The organism is Microlunatus sagamiharensis, assembly GCF_900105785.1.
GTDB lineage: Bacteria > Actinomycetota > Actinomycetes > Propionibacteriales > Propionibacteriaceae > Microlunatus > Microlunatus sagamiharensis.
Genome location: NZ_LT629799.1, coordinates 4,352,677 through 4,376,774, shown reverse-complemented (window position 1 = coordinate 4,376,774; position 24,098 = coordinate 4,352,677). Strand labels below are relative to the sequence as shown.

The 24,098-nt window shown below is 73.7% G+C and carries 21 protein-coding genes; 11 read left to right on the top strand and 10 right to left on the bottom strand.

The window, feature by feature from the left end; genetic code table 11:
• Positions 1-567, bottom strand: coding sequence for a hypothetical protein (locus BLU42_RS20245; protein WP_091078849.1), 567 nt, complete (start codon positions 565-567; stop codon positions 1-3).
• Positions 568-629: 62 nt separating this feature from the next.
• Here BLU42_RS20245 and mshD point away from each other — a divergent pair, with 62 nt between their 5' ends.
• From mshD to BLU42_RS20225, 4 genes are all read left to right on the top strand, one after another.
• Complete coding sequence (mshD, locus tag BLU42_RS20240) at positions 630-1,562, top strand: mycothiol synthase (protein ID WP_091078846.1); 933 nt, start codon at positions 630-632, stop codon at positions 1,560-1,562.
• Between the two features lie 85 nt (positions 1,563-1,647).
• Positions 1,648-3,822 carry an RNA degradosome polyphosphate kinase gene (locus BLU42_RS20235; protein WP_091078842.1) on the top strand — a complete coding sequence of 725 codons (2,175 nt, stop codon included), beginning with the start codon at positions 1,648-1,650 and terminating at the stop codon, positions 3,820-3,822.
• A gap of 8 nt (positions 3,823-3,830) precedes the next feature.
• Positions 3,831-4,793 carry an NUDIX hydrolase gene (locus BLU42_RS20230; protein WP_091078838.1) on the top strand — a complete coding sequence of 321 codons (963 nt, stop codon included), beginning with the start codon at positions 3,831-3,833 and terminating at the stop codon, positions 4,791-4,793.
• A gap of 51 nt (positions 4,794-4,844) precedes the next feature.
• Positions 4,845-5,399: a Uma2 family endonuclease gene (locus BLU42_RS20225; protein WP_091078835.1), complete on the top strand. Its 555-nt coding sequence runs from the start codon at positions 4,845-4,847 to the stop codon at positions 5,397-5,399.
• Here BLU42_RS20225 and BLU42_RS20220 read toward each other — a convergent pair.
• Positions 5,396-6,097 carry a Type 1 glutamine amidotransferase-like domain-containing protein gene (locus BLU42_RS20220; protein WP_231918358.1) on the bottom strand — a complete coding sequence of 234 codons (702 nt, stop codon included), beginning with the start codon at positions 6,095-6,097 and terminating at the stop codon, positions 5,396-5,398. The genes BLU42_RS20225 and BLU42_RS20220 overlap by 4 nt on opposite strands.
• A 100-nt stretch (positions 6,098-6,197) precedes the next feature.
• Between BLU42_RS20220 and BLU42_RS20215 the strand changes: the two genes are divergently transcribed.
• Entirely contained in the window at positions 6,198-8,219 is a 2,022-nt protein-coding gene (locus tag BLU42_RS20215) for a metallophosphoesterase (protein WP_197680544.1), read from the top strand.
• Positions 8,220-8,323: 104 nt separating this feature from the next.
• Here BLU42_RS20215 and BLU42_RS20210 read toward each other — a convergent pair whose 3' ends face one another.
• From BLU42_RS20210 to BLU42_RS20195, 4 genes are all read right to left on the bottom strand, one after another.
• On the bottom strand, positions 8,324-8,533 hold the full coding sequence (locus tag BLU42_RS20210; RefSeq protein WP_091078832.1) for a hypothetical protein: 210 nt from the start codon (positions 8,531-8,533) through the stop codon (positions 8,324-8,326).
• 103 nt (positions 8,534-8,636) lie between these two features.
• Positions 8,637-9,029, bottom strand: a complete 393-nt coding sequence (locus BLU42_RS20205; protein WP_091078829.1) for a hypothetical protein — start codon at positions 9,027-9,029, stop codon at positions 8,637-8,639.
• A gap of 89 nt (positions 9,030-9,118) precedes the next feature.
• Positions 9,119-10,114, bottom strand: coding sequence for a glycerophosphodiester phosphodiesterase (locus tag BLU42_RS20200; protein ID WP_091078825.1), 996 nt, complete (start codon positions 10,112-10,114; stop codon positions 9,119-9,121).
• Between the two features lie 93 nt (positions 10,115-10,207).
• Positions 10,208-12,346, bottom strand: coding sequence for an esterase-like activity of phytase family protein (locus tag BLU42_RS20195; protein WP_197680543.1), 2,139 nt, complete (start codon positions 12,344-12,346; stop codon positions 10,208-10,210).
• Between the two features lie 380 nt (positions 12,347-12,726).
• Between BLU42_RS20195 and BLU42_RS20190 the strand changes: the two genes are divergently transcribed.
• Complete coding sequence (locus BLU42_RS20190; protein WP_091078821.1) at positions 12,727-13,917, top strand: hypothetical protein; 1,191 nt, start codon at positions 12,727-12,729, stop codon at positions 13,915-13,917.
• Between the two features lie 10 nt (positions 13,918-13,927).
• On the opposite strand, the gene BLU42_RS20185 is transcribed toward BLU42_RS20190, so the two are convergent.
• The gene (locus tag BLU42_RS20185; RefSeq protein WP_157720115.1) at positions 13,928-14,989 is read right to left on the bottom strand and encodes a class I SAM-dependent methyltransferase; all 1,062 of its coding nucleotides are present in this window, start codon (positions 14,987-14,989) and stop codon (positions 13,928-13,930) included.
• Positions 14,990-15,181: 192 nt separating this feature from the next.
• Here BLU42_RS20185 and BLU42_RS20180 point away from each other — a divergent pair, with 192 nt between their 5' ends.
• A complete protein-coding gene (locus tag BLU42_RS20180) occupies positions 15,182-16,741 on the top strand; it encodes a glycosyltransferase family 39 protein (RefSeq protein ID WP_157720114.1) in 1,560 nt (519 codons plus the stop codon).
• A 40-nt stretch (positions 16,742-16,781) separates the two neighbouring features.
• Here BLU42_RS20180 and BLU42_RS20175 read toward each other — a convergent pair whose 3' ends face one another.
• Positions 16,782-17,762, bottom strand: a complete 981-nt coding sequence (locus BLU42_RS20175; RefSeq protein WP_091078811.1) for a glycosyltransferase family 2 protein — start codon at positions 17,760-17,762, stop codon at positions 16,782-16,784.
• Between the two features lie 182 nt (positions 17,763-17,944).
• On the opposite strand from BLU42_RS20175, the gene BLU42_RS20170 reads away from it, so the two are divergent.
• The 3 genes from BLU42_RS20170 (at position 17,945) to BLU42_RS20160 (ending at position 21,472) form a co-directional block, all read left to right on the top strand.
• A complete protein-coding gene (locus BLU42_RS20170) occupies positions 17,945-18,880 on the top strand; it encodes a glycosyltransferase family 2 protein (protein ID WP_091078809.1) in 936 nt (311 codons plus the stop codon).
• A 166-nt stretch (positions 18,881-19,046) separates the two neighbouring features.
• Complete coding sequence (locus tag BLU42_RS20165) at positions 19,047-20,189, top strand: UDP-galactopyranose/dTDP-fucopyranose mutase family protein (RefSeq protein WP_091078806.1); 1,143 nt, start codon at positions 19,047-19,049, stop codon at positions 20,187-20,189.
• Positions 20,186-21,472, top strand: coding sequence for a glycosyltransferase family 2 protein (locus BLU42_RS20160; RefSeq protein WP_091078803.1), 1,287 nt, complete (start codon positions 20,186-20,188; stop codon positions 21,470-21,472). Before BLU42_RS20165 ends, BLU42_RS20160 begins: the two co-directional genes overlap by 4 nt.
• Before the next feature lie 26 nt (positions 21,473-21,498).
• Here BLU42_RS20160 and BLU42_RS20155 read toward each other — a convergent pair whose 3' ends face one another.
• Positions 21,499-22,041: a helix-turn-helix domain-containing protein gene (locus tag BLU42_RS20155; protein ID WP_091078800.1), complete on the bottom strand. Its 543-nt coding sequence runs from the start codon at positions 22,039-22,041 to the stop codon at positions 21,499-21,501.
• 47 nt (positions 22,042-22,088) lie between these two features.
• Here BLU42_RS20155 and BLU42_RS20150 point away from each other — a divergent pair, with 47 nt between their 5' ends.
• Complete coding sequence (locus tag BLU42_RS20150) at positions 22,089-23,264, top strand: benzoate/H(+) symporter BenE family transporter (RefSeq protein ID WP_091078797.1); 1,176 nt, start codon at positions 22,089-22,091, stop codon at positions 23,262-23,264.
• A gap of 28 nt (positions 23,265-23,292) precedes the next feature.
• On the opposite strand, the gene BLU42_RS20145 is transcribed toward BLU42_RS20150, so the two are convergent.
• Positions 23,293-24,027 (bottom strand): SDR family NAD(P)-dependent oxidoreductase, encoded by a 735-nt coding sequence (locus tag BLU42_RS20145; protein WP_091078795.1) that lies wholly within the window; start codon positions 24,025-24,027, stop codon positions 23,293-23,295.
• Positions 24,028-24,098 lie beyond the last annotated feature (71 nt).

Sequence of the window (24,098 nt, the reverse complement as noted above, 5' to 3'; positions counted from 1 at the left end):
TCAATCCTCGTGCCGCGCCCGCTCGATGCGGGCGAAGAGGCGGCGCAGGTGCGTCGGGATGGTCCCGGGCGGGCCGTCGCGACGCACGAAGTTCACCGCGCCGAGCACCTGGGCGGCGATGAGCGGGACCAGGGCGAGGGTCGCCCAGTTGCTGACGCCGCCGGCGAAGCCGACGTCGTGGCTCGCGGCGATGCCGGCGAGGATCCCGACGACGACGACCGCGTACGAGACGACGTGCAGCACCCACGAGATCCGCTCGACGCGCTCGGTGGCGACGCCTTCGAGCCAGCGGCGCCAGGACAGGTTCCACAGGCGCAGCTGCACCACGCAGAGCAGGCCCATCGCCGCCGCGGCGGCCATCAGGGTGACGATCCACGGGACCGACGTCGTGTCCGAGGCGCCGGTGTAGGCCGCGCTCAGCGCGAGCAGGCCCAGGACGAGCGCAGCCGTCGACAGCAGCGTGCCGAGCGAGACGAACAGCGACCTGCGCTGCGCGCCCGCGACCTGCGCCTCGAGCTCGGTCGTCGCGCGACCCGCTCCCCCGCGTCCTCCACCTGCCTGTGCCACGGCGGTCAGGATAGGCGCGAGCGACGACGCCCCCGTCGGATGCGCCCGATAGCGTCGGAGGCGTGACCACCGGCGAGGACGACGTGCAGATCGACCACGACCCGGGTCGGGAGCTGCTCGCCCAGGTCGAGGACCTGCTCGAGGAGGCCGCGCGCACCGACGGCGTCCCGGCCCTCAACGAGGCCGGCGTGCTGGCCCTGCGCCACCCGCACCGCGGCGGCACGCGGCACCTGGTCGCCGCCCGCGCCGGCGAGGCGCTCGGCTACGCCCAGCTCGCCGACGACGGCACCGGCCAGCTCGTCGTGCACCCGGCGCACCGGCGCCGGGGGACGGGAGGGCTCCTCGTCGCCGCGCTGCTTCAGGAGGCGAGCCGGCTGGGCGTACGGCTGCGGGTGTGGGCGCTCGGGAACACCCCGGCCGCGGGTGGGCTCGCCGCGCGCACGGGGCTCGTCCCCGCCCGCGTCCTGCTCGTCATGACGCGCCCGCTCGCCGACCTGCCCGCGCCGGTGCTGCCGGACGGGTTCGTCGTGTCGACCTTCGTGCCGGGCGCGGACGACGACGCCTGGCTGCAGGTCAACGCCCGCGCCTTCGCGCACCACCCCGAGCAGGGCTCGATGGACCGCGAGGACCTCGCCGAGCGCACCGCCGAGCCCTGGTTCGACCCGGCCGGCTTCTTCCTCGCCCGCGCCGCCGACGACGCCGCCCCCGGGGCGCCCGTCCTCGGCTTCCACTGGACCAAGCAGCACGACGCGCTCGGCGAGGCCGGCCTCGGCGAGGTCTACGTGCTGGGCGTGGACCCCGACGCCCAGGGCCGCGGGCTGGCCAAGGCGCTGCTGCTCACCGGGCTCGCCCACCTGCGCGAGGCCGGGGACGAGACCGTCGAGCTCTACGTCGAGGCCGACCAGGCCGGGCCCGTCGGGCTCTACACCGCGTACGGGTTCACCGAGTCGAGCCGGGACGTGATGTACGCCGGACCGTCCGCCGACGGCTCCTGAGGCCGGCCGCACCGCCCCTGGAACGGTCCCACGGGTCGTTCACCTCATCTGAGTAGCATCAGCCGTCCCGAGCCTGAGGAGTGTGATGGACGTGGTCGACGCGGCGGTCCCCAGCCTGGAGACCGACGGTGGCACCACCAACACCGACGGGGCCGACCTGAGCCTGCTGGACGGGCTCCCGGAGCCCGAGCTGCCGGCCGACCGGTTCCTCGACCGGGAGCTGTCGTGGCTGGCCTTCAACAACCGGGTCCTCGACCTCGCCCGCGACACGGTGCGGGTGCCGCTGCTCGAGCGCGCCAAGTTCCTGGCGATCTTCTCCTCGAACCTGGACGAGTTCTTCATGGTCCGCGTGGCCGGGCTCAAGCGGCGCATCGCGGCCGGGGTGGCCGTGCCCGGCGTGAGCGGGCTGCTCCCGCGCGACGTGCACAGCGCGATCCTCAACCGGACCCGTGAGCTGGTCGAGGAGCAGGCGCGCATCTTCGGCGAGGAGATCCGCCCGGCCCTGGCCGCCGAGGGCATCGAGATCCTGCGCTGGGACGAGCTGCGCCCCGACGAGCGGGAGCGCATGCACGTGCTCTTCGCGGAGCGCATCTTCCCGGTCCTGACCCCGCTCGCGGTCGACCCGTCGCACCCCTTCCCCTACATCTCTGGGCTGTCGATCAACCTGGCCGTGCTGGTCAAGAACCCCGAGACCGGCCTGCGGCAGTTCGCCCGAGTCAAGGTCCCGACGGTGCTGCCCCGTTTCCTGCCGCTCGACGAGGGCCGCTTCGTCCCGCTCGAGGACGTCATCGCCCGCCACCTCGACCAGCTCTTCAGCGGCATGCAGGTCGTGAGCCACCACGTCTTCCGCGTCACCCGCAACGAGGACGTGGAGGTCGAGGAGGACGACGCGGAGAACCTGCTCCTCGCGCTGGAGAAGGAGCTGCTGCGCCGCAAGGTCGGCCGCCCGCCGGTGCGCCTCGAGGTCGAGGCCGACATGGACCCGCGGATGCTGGAGATCCTGGTCTCCGAGCTCGACATCAGCGAGCGCGAGGTCTTCGCGCTGCCCGACCCGCTCGACCTGCGCGGGCTCTTCTCGCTGGCCGACCTCGACCGCGCCGACCTCAAGTACCCGGCCTTCCTGCCGACGACCCACCCGCACCTGGCGGAGGTGGAGACGGCCAAGCCGGCCGACATGTTCGCCGCGATCAAGCAGCGCGACGTGCTGCTGCACCACCCGTACGACTCCTTCGCCACGAGCGTGCAGCGCTTCATCGAGCAGGCCGCGGACGACCCGCAGGTGCTGGCGATCAAGCAGACGCTCTACCGCACCTCGGGCGACTCCCCGATCATCGACGCCCTGATCGAGGCGGCCGAGGCCGGCAAGCAGGTGCTCGCCCTGGTCGAGATCAAGGCCCGCTTCGACGAGCAGGCGAACATCGCGTGGGCGCGCCGGCTGGAGCGCCACGGCGTGCACGTCGTCTACGGCGTCGTCGGGCTCAAGACCCACTGCAAGCTCTCGCTCGTCGTCCGCGACGAGCCGGACGGGCTGCGCCGCTACGCGCACGTCGGCACCGGGAACTACAACCCCAAGACCGCGCGCACGTACGAGGACATGGGCCTGCTGACGGCCAACACGATCATCACCGACGACATCGGGCGGCTGTTCAACCACCTGTCCGGGATGAGCCAGGAGACGTCGTACAAGCGCCTCCTCGTCGCCCCGCACGGCGTCCGCACCGGGCTGATCGAGCGCATCGAGACCGAGATCGCCCACCACGAGGCCGGGCGGCCGGCGTACGTGCGGATCAAGGTCAACTCCCTCGTCGACGAGGAGGTGAGCGACGCGCTCTACCGCGCGTCGCAGAGCGGCGTGCCGGTCGACCTGTGGGTGCGCGGCATCTGCACGATGCGCCCCGGCCAGCCGGGGCTGAGCGAGAACATCCGGGTGCGCAGCATCCTCGGGCGCTTCCTCGAGCACAGCCGGCTCTTCTGGTTCGCCAACGGCGGGCAGCCGTCGGTGGGGATCGGCTCCTCCGACCTCATGCACCGCAACCTCGACCGCCGCGTGGAGGTGCTGGCGTCGATCAACGCCCCGGCGCACGTGGCCGAGATCGGCGAGCTCTTCGACATCGCCTTCGACAAGGGCACGGCGTCGTGGAAGCTGCAGCCCGACGGCACGTGGGTGGCCTTCACCACCGACGACGAGGGCAAGCCGCTGCTCGACATGCAGGAGTGGTTGATCAACGCCAAGAGCCGGCGCCGGCTCACCGCCAAGTAATCGCGCCCGTGACCATCTCCGTGATGCGTCAGGGCGGCGTCCAGGTCATCCCCGCCAAGCCGGTGCTGGCGGGCGGCGCCGTCGTGACCCGTGAGCACCCGACCCGGGGCACCGAGGTCGTCGTCGTGCACCGCAAGCGCTACGACGACTGGTCGCTGCCCAAGGGGAAGGCCGAGGCGGGCGAGTCGGTGCCCGCAGCCGCGGTGCGCGAGGTGCTCGAGGAGACCGGGGTGTCGATCCGCCTCGGCGTCCCGCTCGACACGGTGTCCTACGACCTCACCAAGCCCGCGCGGCCCGACCTGTCGAAGCACGGCAAGGTGCTCAGCGGCATCAAGCGCGTCAGCTACTGGGGCGCCACGGCGACGGCGAGCGTCAAGCGCGCGCCCGACCACGAGGTCGACGTCGTCGCCTGGCTCCCCGTCCGCGCGGCGCTCAGCCGGCTGTCGTACGCCGCCGACCACTTCCTGCTCAGCCAGCACCTCGAGCAGCCCGTCACGACGCCGCTGGTGATCGTGCGCCACGCCAAGGCGATGGACCGCAAGGACTGGTCCAAGAAGGACGTCGCCCGCCCGATCAACGCGCTCGGCCGGCGCCAGGCCAAGCTGCTCGTGCCGATGCTCCAGGCATACGGCGTGGAGCGGCTGGTCTCCTCCACCGCGGTGCGCTGCCTCTCGACCCTGCAGCCGTACGCGGGCGCGACCAAGCACAAGATCATGACCTACCCCGGGCTGACCGAGGAGGAGGGCACGCACGACGCCAAGGGCGTGTCCAAGATCGTCCGGCGCGTCCGCACGAGCGCCCTGACCGCCGGTCGCCCGACCGCGATCTGCGTGCACCGGCCCGTCCTCCCCCACATCCTCGAGACCCTCGAGATCGCGCCGACCACCCTGGTGACCGGCGAGTTCCTCGTCGCGCACCTGACGGGTGACGGTTCCGTGCACGCGTTGGAGCGGCACCGGCCCCAGGCGTGAGGGCTCGCGCGACCCCTCGAAGTTCGAGCGGTCGCGTGGGACCATCGAGTCATGACGGCTGCAGAGCTCCCGGTCCTGCGCTGGACCGCCGAGGAGTTCGTCGACGCCTGGGAGGCGGGCGCGTTCGCCGACCGTCACCGCGTCCAGCTCGTCGACGGAGAGGTGTGGGACTTGGGCCCGATCCAGGGTTGGCACGGGGACGCGACCGCCAGGATGGCTCGGCTGCTCCACGCAGACGGCATCGTCGTGACGACACGGACTCTGCCGATGCCGCGATCGATGCCCGACCCCGACGCCTGGGTGCTGCGCAGCGGCGCCGAGCCGGTGGGATCCGTCCGGGGTTACGCCACCTACGACCCCGCCGACGTGCTGCTGGTCGTCGAGGTCAGCGACGCGACCCTGCGCGCCGACCTCACCTCCAAGGCGGCCGTGTACGCCGAGGGCGGGGTCGCCCACTACTGGGTCCTTGCTCGCGACGCGTTGCACGTCCACGAGGGCCCGTCGGCCCACGGCTACGCCAGGGTCCGGGTCCTCGGGCCCGAGGACGCGGTGACGCTGCCCTACGTCGACCGGGAGCTGACGGTCCAGGACCTGCTCGGCGGCTAGAGGCGGTCCTCGACGACCTCGCCGTCCTCACCCCGGCGCACGAGCACGGCGCGGGCGTCCGGACGGGAGGCCAGCGGACCGACCAGCTGCTCGTCGACGAGGTGCAGCGCGCAGCCGTCGTCGACGGCGTACGTCTCGCCGAAGCCGGAGGTGACCAGCCCGTGCAGCTGCGGGCGCCGCGCGGGCTCGGAGCGGTAGTGCGGGCAGAAGCCGCCGCTCAGCCAGCCGAGGCCGTCGCGCAGGCCGTCGGCGTTGCCCACGCGCCAGGAGTCGGTCGTGCACCGCTCGAACCAGCAGTTCGCGCCCGCGCTCACCCCGGACATCACGACCCCGCGCTCGTAGGCCCGGCGCAGCGCCGCGTCGAGGCCGTGGGCGCGCCAGACCGCGAGCAGGTTCACCGTGCTGCCGCCGCCGACGTAGACGAGGTCCTGCTCGGCGAGGAAGGCGTCGAGGTCGACGACCTCGCGGGCGAAGAGGCGCAGCACGCTGAACCGCGCCCGTCCGACGAGCGCGTCGCCCACCTTCTCGACGTACGCGTCCGCGTCGCCGCTCGCCGTCGGAACGAAGCAGACGCGCGGCTCGTCGCGCCCGGTCAGCCCGAGCAGCGTGTCCTCCAGCCCGCGGTCGGCGTCCACGCCCTCGCCGAACCCGCCGCCGCCCAGCGCCACGACCTGCCGGACCATCGTCTGCCCCACCACCCGGGCAGCCTCCCACGCCCGCACCGACCCCGAACGTTCACCCACCGTTGCATAGCCGTTCGATGATTCTTGATGCCCCTCGGGACGAGGATCGAGAACCGTGAGCCTCCTGGAGCAGGGCGGACAGCCCGTCACCATCGACGAGTACACCGAGTGGAACGCACGCGAGCTGGCCCGGCAGTCGGTCAGCCGCCGCAGCGTCCTGAAGGCCGTGATGGCCGGGGCCGGCGGGTACGCCGCCGCCCAGTTCGGCCTGGCGAACGCGGCGTTCGCCGCGGGCGGAGGGACGGCCGGGACGTCCGGGACGGTGATCTCGGGGCGCCACCTCTCGTTCGTCGAGGGCCGGCACGGCCGGCCGGACAACGCCATGGCGATCACCGCCCAGCTGGTCAGCCGGACCGGCTCGCTGCCGTCGGGGCTGCGCTGCTTCGTCGACGTGGGCACGGAGCCCGGACGCTACGGCCAGCGCTACGAGGCCGAGATCGTCCACCTCGTCGGCCAGTACGCGATCCCCGGCGGCCCGGTCGGCAGCCAGTTCTACGCCAAGGCCGTGCTCGACCACCTGCGGGCCGACCAGGTCCACCACTACCGCCTGCGGCTGTCGGACGGCGCGACGAGCGGGACGGCGTACTTCACCACGGCTCCCAAGCCGGCGCGCGGCCGACGGAACCACGCCAGCGAGGTGCCCGACGAGTTCACCTTCACCGCCTTCGCCGACGTCGGCACCAACAACGCCCCGACCGACCCGAAGTACGCCTGGGGGCAGGACCCGAAGGTCGTCACCGACGCGGGCGGCACCTGGCCGAACGGCGTCTTCGACAACAACTACTACGCCGCGGGCGACCCCGTCGCCGGGACGAGCGGGCGCGACCCGCACCCGGCCGCGACGCAGACGAACCTGATGGCCTCGCAGCGGCCGGTGTTCACGCTGCTCGCCGGGGACATCTGCTACGCCGACCCGGGCGGCAGCGGCCTGCCGGCCGACGACTCCCACACCCCCCTTGGGACGTCCGCGCCCGGCACGAACCCCTACAACCCGTACGTGTGGGACGTCTTCCTCAACCAGATCGAGAGCCAGGCCGCCTTCACCCCCTGGATGTTCGCTACCGGCAACCACGACATGGAGCCGCTCTACGGCAACACGCGCCAGCTCGGGGACAGCCCCACCCACGGCTACGGCGGCCACCTCGACCGCCTCGACCTGCCGACCAACGGGCCGAAGGGCTGCCCGTCGGTCTACCAGTTCGTCTACGGCAACGTGGCGGTGATCTCGGTCGACGCGAACGAGCTGAGCAACGAGATCCAGACGAACCGGGGCTACTCCGAGGGCGCCCAGCTGGCCTGGCTCGAGCGGACGCTGAAGCGCTGGCGCACCGACCCCGACGAGGCCCACGGCATCGACTTCGTCGTCGCGTTCTTCCACCACTGCGCCTACTCGACGACGAACAACCACGCCTCCGACGGCGGGCTGCGCGACGCGCTGGACCCGCTCTTCACCCGCTACCAGGTCGACCTCGTCGTGCAGGGGCACAACCACCTGCTCGAGCGCACCGACCCGATCCGCTACGGCAGGCGGACCCGCAGCGCACCCGACGGCTCGGTCCTGCACCCGCCGACCGACGGCGTCACCTACATCTGCGTCGGCAGCGGCGGCCGACCGCGCTACCCGTTCCGTCCGGCCCCGGGTCCGGACGCACCGGCCCCCGAGGGCGTCACCCCGACCGGTGCGCAGCTGCTGCCCGAGGGGCAGCGCTACCGCGGCTACTCCCCGGCCGGTGGTGCCAACACCACCGAGAACAACACCGAGAACGTGGTCAACAGCTACTACTGGTCGGCCGAGGGCTCGGCCAAGAACGCGTCGGGCTACCTGCAGGGCACCAAGGTGCCGGAGGTCGTCGAGTGGTCGCAGGTGCGCTACGACGCGTACGCCTTCCTCGCGATCGACGTGAAGCCGGCGCGGCAGGGCCACCAGACGACGTTCACGGTCCGCACCCTCGCCGACGCGCTGCCCGGGACCAACGAGGCCTACAGCGAGATCGACCGGATCACGCTGCGGCGCCGGGCGGGCGAGGCCCGGATCACCCGGGTCGACCGCGGGCCCGCGCCCGACCCGACGCCATAGGGGGCGCGACCGCCCCAGGACGAAGATCGGCCCCGACCGCGGACGGTCGGGGCCGATCTGTCTGAGGCGATCTGTTTCAGGCGATCAGTCTGCGCCGAGCCGGCTCAGACGGGCGGGGCCGGCGGGTCGGCCGGGGTGCGGTTGTGGTCCTTCGGGGCGGCGTTGGGGTTGGCGCCCATCTGACCGAGCGCGGGCAGCCTGGCCGAGGCGCTGGCGCCCCGCGTCCTGCCCCTGCGTCTCAGCAGCGGGACGAGCACCGCGACGGCGATCAGCACCACCACGACGATCACGATCAGGACGACGGTTCCGGTCATCAGGCCTCCTCGGCCAGGCCTGGTGGCCCTGACCCCCCACAGTGCGCGCAGGGTCCGCACGCCCGGAGGGCGGGGTCCGGGCCGGGGCCGGGAGCGGCCCTGCTCAGTCGTGGACGACGAGCGCCTGGTCGCGCACGGTGCGGGCGACCAGGCGGATGGAGAGCCGCTTGAAGGCGTCCTCGATGAAGGCGTCGACCCGGTCGGCGCTCACGGGGAAGGCCGACACGGGGATCTGGCCGGACTCCCAGCCGAGGCGCTCGATCTCGTCGACGCTGACCAGCCCGGAGGACTGGCGGTCGAACGCGTACACGGTCACCGACGTGGTGGCGTCCACGGCGATGTCGATGCCGAGGATGGTCCATCGCTCGCGGTCGACGCCGGCCAGCTCGTAGAGGCTCGGCGAGCCCAGCGTGGCGACGGCGTCCTCCGCCGCGGCCGTGCCGACGTAGTCGCTCCACCCGGCGCTCGCCGGGCCCAGCACCTGGTGCTCAGTCACCCCAGGAACGTGCCAGAGCAACGTGAACGCCGGACGAACCCCAGGCGACGAACGTCGGGCGCCGGCCTCCGCTCGGACCAGCCGGCGGATCAGCCGAGGAAGGCGGCACGCGTGGCGACGCCGACGTCGGGGTTGTCGGTGAAGAAGTCGTCCATGCCCGCCGCGAGGAACGCCGTGATCTCCGCACCGAGGTCGCCGGGCGCGTCGGGCGTCTCGCCGCGGCGGTGCTGCAGCGGGAGGAACCGGTTCTCGCGGCGGAAGGTCCACCCCGTCACCCGCAGCCCGGCCTCGTGGGCGTCCGCCAGCACCGGGCTCGGCTCGAGGAGCCGCCCGTCCGCGTCGCGCGGGATCATGAGGTCCTTGTGCAGGCCGAGCTGGTCGGCGTACGTCTTGATCTCGGCCAGCCCCGTCGGGCTGACGAGGTCGGCGTACGTGCGGGGGTCGCCCTCGCTCTGGAGGTCGAAGGGCGCTCCGCTGACGTGGGCGAGCTGGATCAGCGGCAGGTCGGTCATCGTGGCGAGCCGGCGCAGGTTGCCGACCTCGAAGCTCTGGATGACGACGGGGTCGTCGGCGCGCGTCCAGCCGTGCGCGGCGAGGGCCTCGAGCAGGGGCTCCTCCACCCCGAGCCCGAGGGAGCGGAAGTACGTCGGGTGCTTGGTCTCCGGGGCGACGCCGACCGGGCGCCCGTCGCGGGTCCGGGAGCGGCGCGCGAGGTCGAGCACCTCGTCGAGCGTGCAGATCGGCTGGCCGTCGAACGGCGTGTTCTGCGGGCGCAGCGCCGGCATCGGCTCCACGGCCCGCAGCGTGCGGAGCTCGGCGAGGGTGAAGTCCTCGGTGAACCACCCCGTGATCTCGCGGCCGTCGATGGACTTCGTCGTCCGGCGCCCGGCGAACTCGGGGTGGTCGGCGACGTCGGTCGTCGCCGTGATCGCGCTCTCGTGGCGCACCACGAGCTGCCCGTCGGCGGTGGGCACCACGTCGGGCTCGATGACGTCGGCCCCCTGCTCGATCGCCAGCTCGTAGGCGAGGAGCGTGTGCTCGGGACGGTAGCCGCTGGCACCGCGGTGGCCGATGACGAGGTTCATGGGCCCATCCCAGCAGACGCCGCAGACGCAGGACGGCCGCCGCCCCGGTGAGGGGCGACGGCCGTCCGTCGTGCGCAGCGCGTCGGCAGCGGCCTAGGAGCGGGCCTCCTGGCCGACGTCGGGGTTGTCGGTGAAGAAGTCGTCCATGCCCGCGTCGAGGAAGGCGTTGATCTCGCCGTCGAGGTCACCGACCTCCGCCGCGACGGTGCTGCTGCGGAACTGCAGCGGCAGGAACTGGTTCTCGCGCCGGAAGGTCCAGCCCGTCACCCGCAGGCCCACGCGGTGGGCGTCGGAGATGGCCGTGGTCGGCGCGAGCAGCCGGCCGTCGGCGTCGCGCGGGATCATCCGGTCCTTGCACAGCGCCACCTGGTCGGCGTAGCGCTTGATGCCGCGCAGCCCGGCCGGCGTGACGAGGTCGGCGTACGTCGTGGCCTCGCCGGCGGCCTTGAGGTCGTACGGCGCCCCGGAGCAGTCGACGAGCTGGATCAGGGGGAGCCTGGACTTCTTGGCCAGGGACTTGAGGTTCGTCGTCTCGAAGCTCTGGATGACGACCGGGTCCGACTTCTTCGTCCAGCCGTGCGCCTTGAGCTCCTTGAGCAGCGCGGCGTCGGTCGGGAGGCCGATCGAGGCGAAGTAGGTCGGGTGCTTGGTCTCGGGCGCGACGCCGACCGGCTTGCCGGCGCAGGTGCGCGAGTGCAGGGCCAGGTCGAAGACCTCGTCCAGGGTCGGGATCGGGTAGAGACCGTCGAACGCCGTGTTGTCGGTGCGCAGCTGCGGCAGCCGCTCCTTCGTCCTGAGCGTGCGCAGCTCGGCCAGCGTGAAGTCCTCGGTGAACCAACCGGTCTGGGTGGAGCCGTCGATGGTCTTGGTGGTCTTGCGGTCCGCGAACTCGGGGTGCGTGCTCACGTCGGTGGTGTCGGTGATGTTCGGCTCGTGGCGGGCCACGAGCTTGCCGTCCTTCGTGGGGACGACGTCGGGCTCGATGTAGTCGGCGCACTGGCGGATCGCGAGCTCGTAGCTGGCGAGGGTGTGCTCGGGCCGGTAGCCGCTGGCGCCGCGGTGGCCGATGAGCCGGTTCGCCGGGGCGTCGGTGCGCACCTTCGGGAAGCCGACGATGATCATCTCGGTGTCGTCGGGGCGGCCCGGGTAGCGCGCGGCGTTGCCCGGGTAGTTGTTGTCGTTGGCGAAGAGGTAGCGCCCGCCGCTCAGCGGCACGACCGTCTCGGTCGACTGGAAGGCGAAGGAGAAGTTCGCGCCCACCCCGTACGCCCCCGGCGACGTCGTGGTGCCGATCCGCTCGGGGTTGGCGATCTGCAGCAGGTCCACCTTGAGCCGCTTGCGCGCGAAGCCGTTCTCGCGCCGGTTGAGGTCGACGTCGTAGACGCGCTTGGTCACGGCCTGCGCACCGTCGAAGTTGTCACGCTCGAGCACGACGAGCTTCTTGGGCCCGACCAGGTGGGCGTCGCCGACGAAGTTCGCGTCGGTGTCGGTCTCGTACGCCCAGGTCGTGCCGGTGTAGCGCTGCTTCTTGGTGTCGAACTCGTAGACCAGGCGGCGCCGCTTGTCGGCGTCGGCGTTCAGCGCGCCCTCGAGGATCGGGTAGAGGTAGCGCCCGTCCTTCGAGCCGGCCATCGCCTCGAAGCCGCGGCTGCTGCCGATCGCCGGGGTCTCCCCCGCGGCGAGCGTCGGGTTGTCGGGCGACTTGCCGCCGACGAAGGGCACCGGCGCGGACAGGAGCTTGCCGCTCTTGCTGACGTGCAGCAGGTAGGGCCCGAACTCCTCGCCGATCCAGAAGGTGCCGTCGGGCTGGCGCACGATCGACTCGATGTCGAAGTCGGCGCCGGTCAGCAGCCGGTCGGTGGTGTCCTCGTTGACGATCTTGGTCTTGATCTTGTGGTCGGGGTCGCGCAGCGAGATGAACCGCTCGACGTCGATCGTGCCCGACCCGCCCCCACGGCGGCCGGTCTCGAAGTCGGGGGCGACCTCGTAGACCCGCAGCAGGAAGTCGGCCGAGTTGGCCTTGGAGCCGAACCCGTTGTCGGGCATCGCCCAGAAGGTCCCGTCCCCGTTCGCGACGACGCCCGAGAAGCCCGGCACGACCTGCCCGCGGAAGGGGCCGGTGCGGCCGTTGACCGGGCCGTTCGGCGTGGCGAGCGCGCCCGAGTCCGGGCCCGGGGCCGAGTAGTCGGCCGAGAGCGTCGCCCTCGCCTGCAGCGTGGGAGTGGTGACCACCCGGCTGGGGGTCGGCCGGCTGTCCTTCACCGGCGGCCTGGCCTCTGCCGCTCCCGGCGCGGCGAGGCTCAGCCCCGTCCCCACCAGCGCGGTGACGGCGACCGCCGCCGTCCCCCGTGCCCATCGCCTACGCGTCCCTGCCGTCACGACCGCTCCCACCCGTCCAGCTGCTCGGCGAGGCCCCGTACGGGCCCCGTGGGCAGGATCCAAGCCGCCCGGGCTGTCACCTGTGAATCGTCTGTGGCAACAGCGGATGAACGCAAGGAGTGGCCCAGACGACCGGGTCGGGCCGTGGCGCGGCTCCAGGAGTTCACGCGCCGTCCACCGGGCGCTCCCGGCGACGACACCTGCGGCCCGGTTCGGCCCCTACGTTCGCAGGCGTGAGCACCCGCTGCTACCTCGTCGCCACCTCCCCGCACGAGGTGCTGGTCATGGCCGCGGCGTGGCGCGCCGGTTCGCTGCCGGTCGCCGGACCGCTGGTGCTGGTCGTCGGGACCGGCACCGGGTCGCGCGCCGCACGACGCACGGCCGAGCAGCTGGGCTTCGTCGAGCGGGTCGTCGTGCTCGACGAGCTCCTCGGCGGCGACGGCCGGGTCGAGGACTCCCCGGTCGAGCTCGTGGTGGGCAGCGCCTCGCTCGAGGCGGGCCGGGCGCTCGCCCGCCGGCTGCTCGAGGTGAGCATCACCCTCGTCGCGGTGGACGGCGACGCGTACGGCCCGACGCCCGACCTCGTGCGCGGCCGGTTCGCGCGGCTGGTCTCCCGCGTCCTCCACCTCGACATCGTCCCGGGGCTCACCCCGCTGCTGCTGGCGGAGCGTCACGTCCCGGCCGCACCCGTCCCGCTGGACGACCTCCGCGCGCTCGCGGCCACCCTGCCCGCCGCCCTGCTGCCCGACGGCGGCCGGGTCGTCGACCCGACGACGCTCGTGCTCGGGAGCGCGGCGCGCTGGGACGACGCCCTGGACGCCGACCGCCAGACCGACCTGCTGGTCGCGCTGGTGCAGCGGTGCGCGGAGGCCGGCCACTCCCGGATGGTGCTCCTCCTCGATCCGAGGACGCGACCGCGGGTCCGGCGCCAGCTGGAGAAGGCCGCCGCGCAGGTGCGCGCCGACCTCACGGTGGTCGACGACCAGAGCCCGGCCGAGCAGTGGCTGGCGACCGGCGCCGTGCGGTTCGTCGTCGGCTCGGCCGCGCCCGACCTGGTCGTGGCGCAGGCGGCGTACGGGATCCGCGCCGCCCAGCTCGACACGGACGTGGTCCTCAAGCGCCTGGCGCCCTTCTCCGACCCGCGCCGCATCGGAGCCACGCTCGTGCAGGCGCTCGTGCCGGACCTGCGCTCCTGGACCAGCGCGCCCGAGGGCGAGGCGCCGCCGGTGGTGGACCTGCCCGGCCTCGTGACCGCGGTCGCGTACGCGATGCAGCCCGAGCTGCTGGCCGGTCACCGGCCGGCCGTCATCGAGCACCTCGCCACGGTCGAGGACGGCACTCGCCGCCGCTTCGTCCGGCGCCGGCGGCTCGGCGAGCTGCGCCTGCCCGGGGGCAAGCGCAAGGTCCGCGCCACGCTCGGCTGACGCAGCTCGGTCAGAGACCCCGCTCGAAGAGGCCCGCGCCGCGGGTCAGCTCGAGGAAGCGGTGGCTGAAGCCCTCCAGGCGGGGCAGCCAGCGCTCGGTGACGCCACGCTCCTCGCGGCGGTTCGCGTCGTCCATGACGATCACGCAGCGCGGCGCGAGGCGGTCGGCCAGCAGCGGGACGAAGGGGTAGCGGGCCTGCGGGCCCGTCTTCCCGGGCGGGCCGTCGACGAACGCGAGCCCGACGTCGTGGAGGTCCTCGAGCGCGGCCCGGTCGTACCAGGGCGCGTCGTGGTCGGGCAGACCGGTAGGGGCCAGCGGCGCGTGCCGGACCTCCGCCAGGTGGGCCACGCCGTGCTCGGCGAGCAGCGCCCGCGTGCCCTCGGCGTAGGCGAGGTCGCTCTCCAGCGACACGATGCGGCCCTCGACGCCGTGCTGCTGCGCGGCCAGGGCGAGGAACAGCGTCGAGGTGCCGCTGCCGCACTCGAGCGTCAGGAAGGGCCGCAGCGTGAGGAACTTCTGCACGAGCAGCAGCAGGACGTCCGGTGACGCGACGAAGCCGGTGAGCGGGGGCACCGGGCCGCGCGGGCTCACGAGGGCGAAGAGGTTCTGCGTGGCCTGCAGCCGGTCGCCGAGGCTGCGACTGGCGGCGGCCAGGTCCTGCGGCGTCGCCAGCGAGGCGGTTACCGGACGCCGGGCGCCGTCGGGGTAGAGCGCGCTCTCGACGTGCGCGGCCCGCTCCTCCACCGCACGGGTGCGCAGCTCGACCGAGCGGACGGCCCGCTGCTGCTCGCGGAGCTTGCGCATGGTCAGCCGGTGCGACACCACGCCGAGGGCGAACGTGCCGGCGAGGAGGTCGAGCACGAGGCCGGCGACCAGGCCGACGAACCAGGCCCCGGTGACCGGGACGAGGAGAACGTTGAGCACGACGAGCAGCGCGGGGACGACCACGGCCGCGGCCACGGCGGCGACGAGGGCCCGCCGGCCGGCGACGCCGCCGTCCGGGGCCAGCGCGGTCTCCAGACGCCGCAGGAGGCTGGTGCTGCCCGGGCTGGCTGCGACAGTGCCGGTCATCATGACTCCCCTCGCCGGCACCACGGCGCTGCTGGGAGCGGTGCTGGTGCCCGACCGTGGAGGCGCGTCGTGACCCCGCGCCGACCGGTGGTGGACGATCGCGGGACGGGCAGGTGAACGTTCGGGGACGAGCCCGTGCAGGCCGCGAGCGCCGGTGGCCGAGCGTCCTGCGCGACCGTAGCGTCCTGCGTCGTGACCTCCCTCCAGCAGCGCGTCGACAGCGGACCGGCCTCCGTCGAGGACGGCGGCGTCGAGCTGCCGAAGGCTCGGCGGCGCGGACTGGCCGTCGTCGTCGGCTCGGTCCTGGTGATGCTGGCCGTCGGGGCCTGGGGCCTCGACCGCGGGTCGATGTGGCTCGACGAGGCGGCCACCTGGACCGTCGCCACCCGCCCGGTCCACCAGATCCGGGCCGTGCTCGACCACATCGACGTCGTCCACGGCTTCTACTACCTCGCGATGCACGTCTGGTTGTCCCTCGGCGGCGGCGAGGTCTGGATGCGCGTCCCGTCCGTGCTGGGGATGGGCGTCGCCGCCGGGGCGACGGCCGCCCTCGGCGTGCGGCTCGCCGGACCCCGCACGGGACTCCTCGCCGGCCTCCTGCTCGCCGGCTGGCCGCTCGTCTCCTACTACGCGCAGGAGGGGCGCTCGTTCGCCCTCGTGACCGGGGCCGTCCTGCTCGGCACCTGGTGCCTGGTCCAGGCCCTCACCACCCAGAAGCGCGCGTGGTGGTGGGCGTACACGGGCTCGGTCGTCGTCGCGGCGCTGCTGCACGAGTTCGCGGTGCTGGCCGTGGTCGCCCACGGCGTGACGATGCTGCTGGTCCGGCCGGGGTGGCGCGCGTGGCGGGCCTTCGTCGTCGCCGGGCTGGTCTGCGCCGTCTGCGTCGCGCCGCTCGCCTGGACGTCGCAGGAGCAGTCAGGCCAGGTCAGCTACATGACCTCGCCGACGTGGGACACCCTCGTGGACCTCACGGAGAAGTTCCTCTCGACCAGCCTCTGGCTCTCCCTCGTGCTGCTGGGCCTCGCGACGGTCGGCACCGTCGCGGCCGTCCGCGGCGCGCGACGCCAGGGTGGCGTCGGGCTCGCCGCCGTCGCCCTGCCCCTGCTGCTGGTCCCCGTCGCGCTCCTGCTCGGCGCCTCGCTGGTGCACCCGCTGTTCCAGGTCCGCTACGTCCTGTTCTCCGTCGTCGGGCTGCCGCTCCTCACCGCCCGCGGGGTCGAGGCGCTGGCGGGCGCCGCGGGGCGGGCGACCGGGCGAGCCGTCGTCGGGTCGGTCGTCGCCGCGGTGCTCGTCCTGGGCGTCTCCGTCGCCCAGCTGCCGGCGCTGCGCCACGAGCGCACGACGGACTCCCGCTCGCAGGACTTCGCCGGCGCGGCCGCCGTGGTCAAGGCCGGCGCCCGGCCCGGGGACGGCGTGGTCTTCCTCCCGCTGACCTACCGGCTCGGCGCCATGGCCTACACCGACGCGTACGCCGGTCTCGACGACCTCGCGCTCAAGAAGTCGGCCGTGCAGGCCGCGAACCTCCGCGGCACCAGCCACACCCCCGACCAGATCCGCAAGGAGCTGGGCACGAAGGACCGGGTGTGGGTCGTCGGCACCAAGAACCTCCGGGTGCGGAGCACCGACAAGGTCGGGGCGGCCGAGATGGCCGTGCTCCACGAGCAGTTCACCGAGGAGCGGCTCTTCCCCGCTCCCGGCGTCGCCGTGCGCAGCCTGGAGGTCCACCTCTTCGTCCGCAAGGGCGCCCGCTGACGGGCGGGTCGCGGGCCCCGCTACTAGCGGCGTCAGCCGCTCAGAGGACGGGCGGGCGACCCAGGCGGGTCATGCGCCACACCGTGCGCCAGCGCATCGGGCGCCGGTGCGGCCGCGCCGCCCAGGCCTGGCGGTAGCCGGCGAGCACCTGACGGGCGGCACCGCCGCGGACGACCGCGAGCACCGTCCAGATGGAGACGTACGCGAGCGCGACCAGCAGCGGGAGCGAGCGCCAGGCGGCCCAGAAGCGGTTGCGCGCGGTGAGGAGCACGTGGCCCGGGTGGCGCGACGGCGTGGTGCGCGGGTGGAAGGCGGTGAGGTCGGCGGCGTACCAGAGCGACCAGCCGGCGTCCATGAGGCGCCAGGACAGGTCCGACTCCTCCATGGCGTAGAAGAAGCGCTGCTCGAAGCCCTCGACGGCGTGGAACGCCTCGGCGCGCACGGCGCACGCGGCGCCGATGAAGTGGGTCACCTCGCCGGAGCGGGCGAAGGAGCGCGACCCGACCCGCGGGACGTGGCGACGTTGGGTGAGGCCCTCGTGGTCGACGAGGCGGATCGCCATCGCGCCCAGGCCGTCGTCGGCGGCGAACCGCGCCACGACACCGGCGAGCACGTCGGGCCCGAGGAGCTCGGCGTCGTCGTCGAGGAACATCACGACCTGCGCGTCCGCTGCGGCGGCGCCGATGTTGCGGCCGCCGGGGATGCCCGCGTTCTCGGGCAGCACGATGAAGTGGTCGTTCTGCTCGAGGCGGGGCACGACCAGGCGGGCGGCGTCCTCGGCCTGCGCGCCGTTGACCACGAGCACGAGCTGCAGGTCGACCCCGCGCTGGGCGCGCACGGAGGCGAGCGCCCGGCGCAGCTCCTCGGGCCGGTTGCACTGGGTCAGCACGACCACCGCCAGCTCGTGGCGCGGCCCGCGGGCCTCCACCTCGATGGCGAGCGGCACGTCGAGGGTCCCCGGGGACGAGAAGAGCCGCTCGTCCAGCCAGAGCCCCAGGGGGCGCTCGGCGATCGCGGTCATCGTCCACCTCCCTCGTCCGGCGGGGTCTGCGCGGCCCGCCCGGTCAGTCCTGTCCCTGCCTCACCGATGCTCCGGGCCCCCGCTGAACGGACGGTGAACCCGGGAGGTGCAGTCGCCCAACAGGTGGTGACGCCCCGTCCCGAGGCCTCGGCGGGACGGTCCGGCGCCGCTACGTTGCGCGCGTGCCCCAGGTCCCGCCCGTGCTCCCGGTCACCGAGCCGCACCGCCCGCGCTGGTCGGTCGTCGTGCCCGTGCACGACTGCGCGGGCTACCTCGCGCTCGCGCTCCCCGAGGTGGTGGCCCAGCTGGGCGGGCGCTCCGACGTCGAGGTCGTGGTCGTGGACGACGCCTCGTCCGACGACCCGGCCGCCGTGGTGGACCGCCTCGGTGCCGGTCGCGTGACCTACGTGCGCCTTCCGGTCAACCTCGGCGCGATCCGGACGTTCAACCGCTGCCTCCTCCTGGCCCGCGGCGAGCTCGTCCACCTCCTGCACGGCGACGACGAGGTCCTGCCCGGCTTCTACGCCGCGATGGAGCAGGCCCTCGCCGCGGAGCCGTCGGCCGTCGCCGCGGTCTGCCGCGCCGAGGACGTCACGGCCGACGGGACCCCGACCCACACCACCCGCTCCTACCGCCACGGGACCGGCGTGTGGACCGACGCGCTCGACTCCCTCGCGCTCTCCAACCGCGTCCGAGCGCCCGCCATCGTCGTGCGACGCTCGGCGTACGAGGCGGTGGGCGGTTTCGACACCGCGCTCCCCCACGCCGCCGACTGGGAGATGTGGGCGCGGCTCGCCGCGCACGGGCCGGTCGTCTTCGTCGACGAGGTCCTCGCCCGCTACCGGCGCCACGCCGCCTCCGACACCTCGGCTCGGGTCCGCAGCGGCGCCAACGTCCGCGAGCGGGTCACCGCCACCGAGGCCGTGCTTGCCCACCTGCCCGCGCCCCGGCGTGACGGGCTGCGCCGGCGGGCGATGGCGTACGCGGCCGTGTTCGCGGGGCGGACCGCCCTGCAGCTCGCGCGGACCGGGCGCTGGCGCGCGGCAGCGGTCCAGTCGCGTGAGGCGCTGCGGTGCTTGGTCGTGCTCCCCCGCGGCGGTCGCGCGCGCCCTGCGTGAACGCGTCGCGACGCCCCGGTGACCGCCCGGTGACGCCTTCTCGACGGTCCGGCGGCGGTCCCGTGCAGGGCGTGTCCGGAGCGCTCGGAGCCCGGTCGGGCGTCGTTACGGTGACGCGCGTGATGACAGCGGGAACGGTCCAGGACACGGCCACGGGGGCGGCTCGATGAGGTTCGGCATCGCCGGCGCAGGCTTCAGCGGCGCGGTGATCGCCCGCCAGCTCGCGGTCGCCGGCCACGATGCCGTGGTCTTCGACACCCGCGACCACGTGGCCGGCAACTGCCACACCGAGCGCGACGCCGAGACCGGCGTGATGGTCCACCGCTACGGCCCGCACATCTTCCACACCGCCGACGAGCGCGTGTGGGGCTACGTCAACCGCTTCGCCCGCATGGAGCCGTACGCCCACCGGGTGCGCACGACCGTGGGCGGCCGGGTCTACTCGCTGCCGGTCAACCTCATGACGATCAACCAGCTCTTCGGCACCGCGCTCGGACCCGACGAGGCGCGCGGCTTCATCGCCGAGCAGGCCGACTCCTCGATCGGGGAGCCGCGCAACTTCGAGGAGCAGGCCCTCAAGTTCATGGGCCGCGAGCTGTACGAGGCGTTCTTCCTCGGCTACACGCGCAAGCAGTGGGGCCTCGAGCCGACCGAGATCCCCGCGTCAGTGCTCAAGCGGCTGCCGCTGCGCTTCAGCTACGAGGACTCCTACTTCAACCACCCGCACCAGGCGATCCCCCGCGACGGCTACACCGCGCTGGTCGAGGCGGTCCTGGACCACCCGCGCATCGAGGTGCGCCTGTCCACGCCCTACACGCAGGACCACCGGGCCGACTTCGACCACTCGGTCTGGTCGGGTCCGCTGGACGCGTGGTTCGGCTACGCGCGCGGCCGGCTGGGCTACCGCACGCTCGACTTCGAGGAGATCCGGGCCGAGGGCGACCAGCTCGGCTGCGCGGTGATGAACTTCGGCGACCTCGAGGTGCCGCACACCCGCATCGCGGAGCACAAGCACTTCGCCCCGTGGGAGACCCACGACAAGACCGTGTGCTTCCGCGAGACCAGCCGGCTCGCGGGCGAGGGTGACACGCCCTACTACCCGATCCGGCTGGCCGAGGACAAGAGTCTGCTGCGCGACTACGTCGACGCGGCGCGCGCAGAGCAGGGCGTCACGTTCGTCGGGCGCCTCGGCACCTACCGCTACCTGGACATGGACGTGACCATCGGCGAGGCGCTGGCGGCCGCGGACGGCATCCTCGCCGCGCTCGACGCCGGACGCCCCGTCCCGTCGTTGTTCGTCGACGCATGAGCGCCGACGTCATCGAGGTGCAGGCGCCGAGCAGGCTCTTCACCGTCGGGATCCCCGTCTTCAACGGGCGCGCGCTGCTGCGGGCCTGCCTCGAGTCGGTCGTCGGCTCGAGCATCGCCCACGAGCGCTTCGAGGTGCTGCTCGCCGACGACGGCAGCTCCGAGCCCGAGACCCTCGCCATCCTCGAGGAGTTCACGCAGCGCTACGCCGCCGAGCCCGGCTTCCTGCGGGTCATCTCCCTGGGCGTCAACTCCGGCGGCGCGGCCCGCCCGCGCAACCGGATCCTCGACGAGGCGCGCGGGGAGTACGTCTTCTTCGTCGACGCCGACGACACCATCGGCCGCGAGGCGCTGGAGCGCGTCGCAGCGGTGCTCTCGGTCCGGCCCGCCGACTGGGTCGCGCTGCACCAGGTGATGGTCAACGGCCGGGGCGCCGGGGCGACCGTGAGCCAGGACGAGGTCGAGGTCCCGCGCCAGCGGGCGCTCAGCACGCTCACGGTCCACAAGGTCTTCCGGCGCGCGGAGATCGAGCGGCAGGGCCTGCGCTTCGACGAGGGCCTGCCCTCGGGCCAGGACATCGCCTTCGCGTTCTCCTACATCGTCAACGCGAGCCGCTTCCTGATGCTCGGCAACTACGCGTACTACTACCTCACCCAGCACAGCGGCAACCCCGACGAGCCCGTCCACCTCTCCCGCACCGCGCGGACCGCCGAGGCCCTGATCGCCAAGAACCACCGGATCCTCGCCTCGATGCTCGGCGATCTGGGCCGCAGCACGCTCACGGACAGGGAGAAGACGCGCATCCTGCGCGAGGTCGTGCTCCCCCGGGTGCTGCTGCGCCAGCGCTACCTCACCTCGATCGCCGACAGCGAGCCCGAGGCCGGCGAGCGGGCCCTGCGCGACCTTGCCGCGCTGCTGGCCGACCCGGTCGTGGCGCTGGTGCGGCCCGACAGCCTGACCAAGGGCCTGCGGCCCGAGCACCTGGACGCGGTGAGGCGGGTGGACCTGCCCGCCCTGCGCGAGGCGCTGGCCGAGGTGCCGCCGCCCCCGCCGCCGAAGGCCGTGGTGACCCGTGCGGAGCGCTGGCGCGGGCGGGGCCGCCGCCTGGTCGACGTCAGCCGGGGCCTCCTCGGGCACCGGCAGGTCGCCGCCGAGCTGGCCACGCTCCGCCACGCCCTCACCGAGCTGGAGGCCGCGCAGCGACGGCTGGAGGCCGAGGTGCAGGCGCTCGGGGGGCGTACCTCGGACGAGCCGGGCCCTGACCGCTCGACGCTGCGGGAGTAGCCGCCGGCGACGGCAGTAGGCAGGCGTCAGTGCGGTGAGGTGATGACGAGCACCGCCGAGCAGGCTTCCCCGCCGAGCGGTCGGTAGCGGTGCGCCGCGGCGCTGGAGAACGACAGGGAGTCGCCCGGTCCCAGCACCGCGGAGCCGTCGCGGTGGTGCACCTCGAGCCGGCCGGCGGTGACCAGCACGTGCTCGCGCACCCCGGCTCCGTGAGCCGGGGAGCGGCGGTCCGCTTCGGGTCGGAAGGCGAGCCGGTAGATCTCGACGACGGCCCCGTCGGCCGTGGTCTCGGTGCTGAGCAGGGTGGCCGTGAGCCCGTCGGCCGAGACCTCCGCGCCCGGCTGGTCCGCCAGCAGGGTCGCCAGCGGCACGGCGAGCGGGGCGGCCAGGGCGTAGAGGGTGGCGAGCGTCGGGTTGCGCTGCCCCGCCTCGATCTCGGAGAGCGACCCCTTCCCGATGCCGGCCGCCGCGGCGAGCGCGGAGAGGCTGAGCCCCCGCTCGGCACGCAGCCCGCGGAGGCGGTCGCCGAGCGCCGCGAGATCCGGCGTACGGCTGTCGTCGCGGCTCACCGGGTCAGGGTAGCGTTCTGTTTGCAGAACGTTTGAAGGAGACGACCATGACCGACCACCTCCGTCCGGTGGTGGCCGGGCTGGTGACGGCCCTCGTGGGCTCGACCAGCTCGTTCGCCGTCGTGCTGTCCGGGCTCCGCGCCGTCGGCGCCACCCCGACCCAGGCCGGGTCGGGACTGCTGGCGCTGTTCGTCACCATGGGCCTGGCGACGGTGCTGGTCTCGGCCCGCACGCGAATGCCGATCACCTTCGCCTGGTCGACACCCGGGGCCGCGCTGCTCGTCGGCACGGGTGGTCTCGTCGGCGGTTGGCCGGCGGCGGTCGGGGCGTTCCTGGTCACCGGTCTGCTCATCACGGTCACCGCGGTCTGGCCCGGGATGGGTCGGCTGATCGCCCGCATCCCGACGCCGGTCGCGCAGGCGATGCTCGCCGGGGTGCTCCTCACGCTCTGCCTGGCCCCGGTGCGGGCCGCCGTCTCGAACCCCTGGCTCGTGCTGCCGGTCGTCGCGGTGTGGCTGGTCCTGCTGCGCGTCGCTCCGCGCTGGGCGGTGCCGGCGGCGTTCGCCCTGGTCCTCGTGATCGTCGTCGTCGTGAGCCCCGGCGTGCCCGGGGACGGGAACCTGCTGCCCAGCCCGGTGTGGACGACCCCGGCGTGGAGCACCCAGGCGCTCATCGGGCTCGCGCTGCCGCTCTACGTGGTCACCATGGCCTCGCAGAACGTCCCGGGCGTCACCGTGCTCGCCTCGTTCGGCTACCGCACGCCGTGGCGCCCGGCCATGGCCGTATCGGGCGTCGGCACGCTGCTCGGCGCTCCGTTCGGCGGGCACGCCATCAACCTGGCCGCGATCAGCGCTGCGCTCTCCGCGTCGCCCGACGCGCACCCGGACCCGCAGCGGCGGTGGGTGGCCGCCCAGACGACCGGGTGGGCGTACATCGTCCTCGGCCTGGTCTCGACCGGCCTGGTGGAGCTCGTCGCGCTGGCGCCGGCCGGGCTGGTGGAGACCGCGGCCGGGCTCGCGCTGCTGCCGACGCTGGCCACGGCCCTTGCCGGCGCGCTCTCGGGAGCAGAGCACCGGATCCCGGCGGTGGCGACGTTCGCCGTGGCCGCCGGAGGAGCCACCGTCCTGGGGGTCGGACCCGCCTTCTGGGCCCTGGTCGTCGGCCTCGTCGCCTGGTGGGTAGTCGGCGTACGCCGCAAGCCGGCACCGCGTCGAGCGCGCTAGGACCCTCCCGCCGAGCGCGAGGAGCCGGTCACCACGGCACGACCTGGCGGTCCTCCCACAGCAACCCGGTCTCGGCTCCGTCCGCGGCGCGGGTGGCCAGCCACACCGCGGTCTCGGCGCCCTCCTCGGCCGAGCGGGGAGCGTCAGGGCCGCCCATGTCGGTGCGGCAGTGGCCGGGGCAGGTGGCGTCGACGAGCACCCCGCGACGGCCCAGGCCCTGCTCGTGGGCCAGGTTGCGGACGAGCGCGTTCACGCCCGCCTTGGCCACGCGGTACGGCGCCAGTCCACCCGCCGTGCCGGGGCCGCTCATCCGGCCCAGGCAGGCGCTGACCGCGACCACCCGGCCGCTGCGGCGCTCGACCATTCCCGGCACGAACGCGGTCATGGTGCGCCAAACCCCGTCGAGGTCGACGGCCATGACCCGGCGCCACTCCTCCTCGCTCGTGCGGAGCGTCTTGGCCGAGCGCTCGCTCATCACGCCGGCGGCGCAGACGAGCACGTCGACGGCGGCCAGGGGACCGAGCCGCTCCGGCAGCGCGGCCACCGCCTCGGCGTCGCCGACGTCGCAGCCGAGGCCGACGGCGTCGACGCCCTCCTCGACGAGGGTGGCGGCGACGTCGGCCGCCGCCCGGTCGTCGCGGCCGACGAGGACCACGGTCGCGCCGAGCGCCCCGAGCCCCCGCGCCGCGGCCAGCCCGATGCCACGGCTGCCGCCGGTCACCACGGCGACCTTCCCGTCGAGGCGGGCGTCGTACGAGGTCATGGGCCAAGTGTGGCGTCTGGGCCGCTCGCAGTGCGAAGCATTCGAGCCAGGCGTCGAACGGAGCGCGCAGG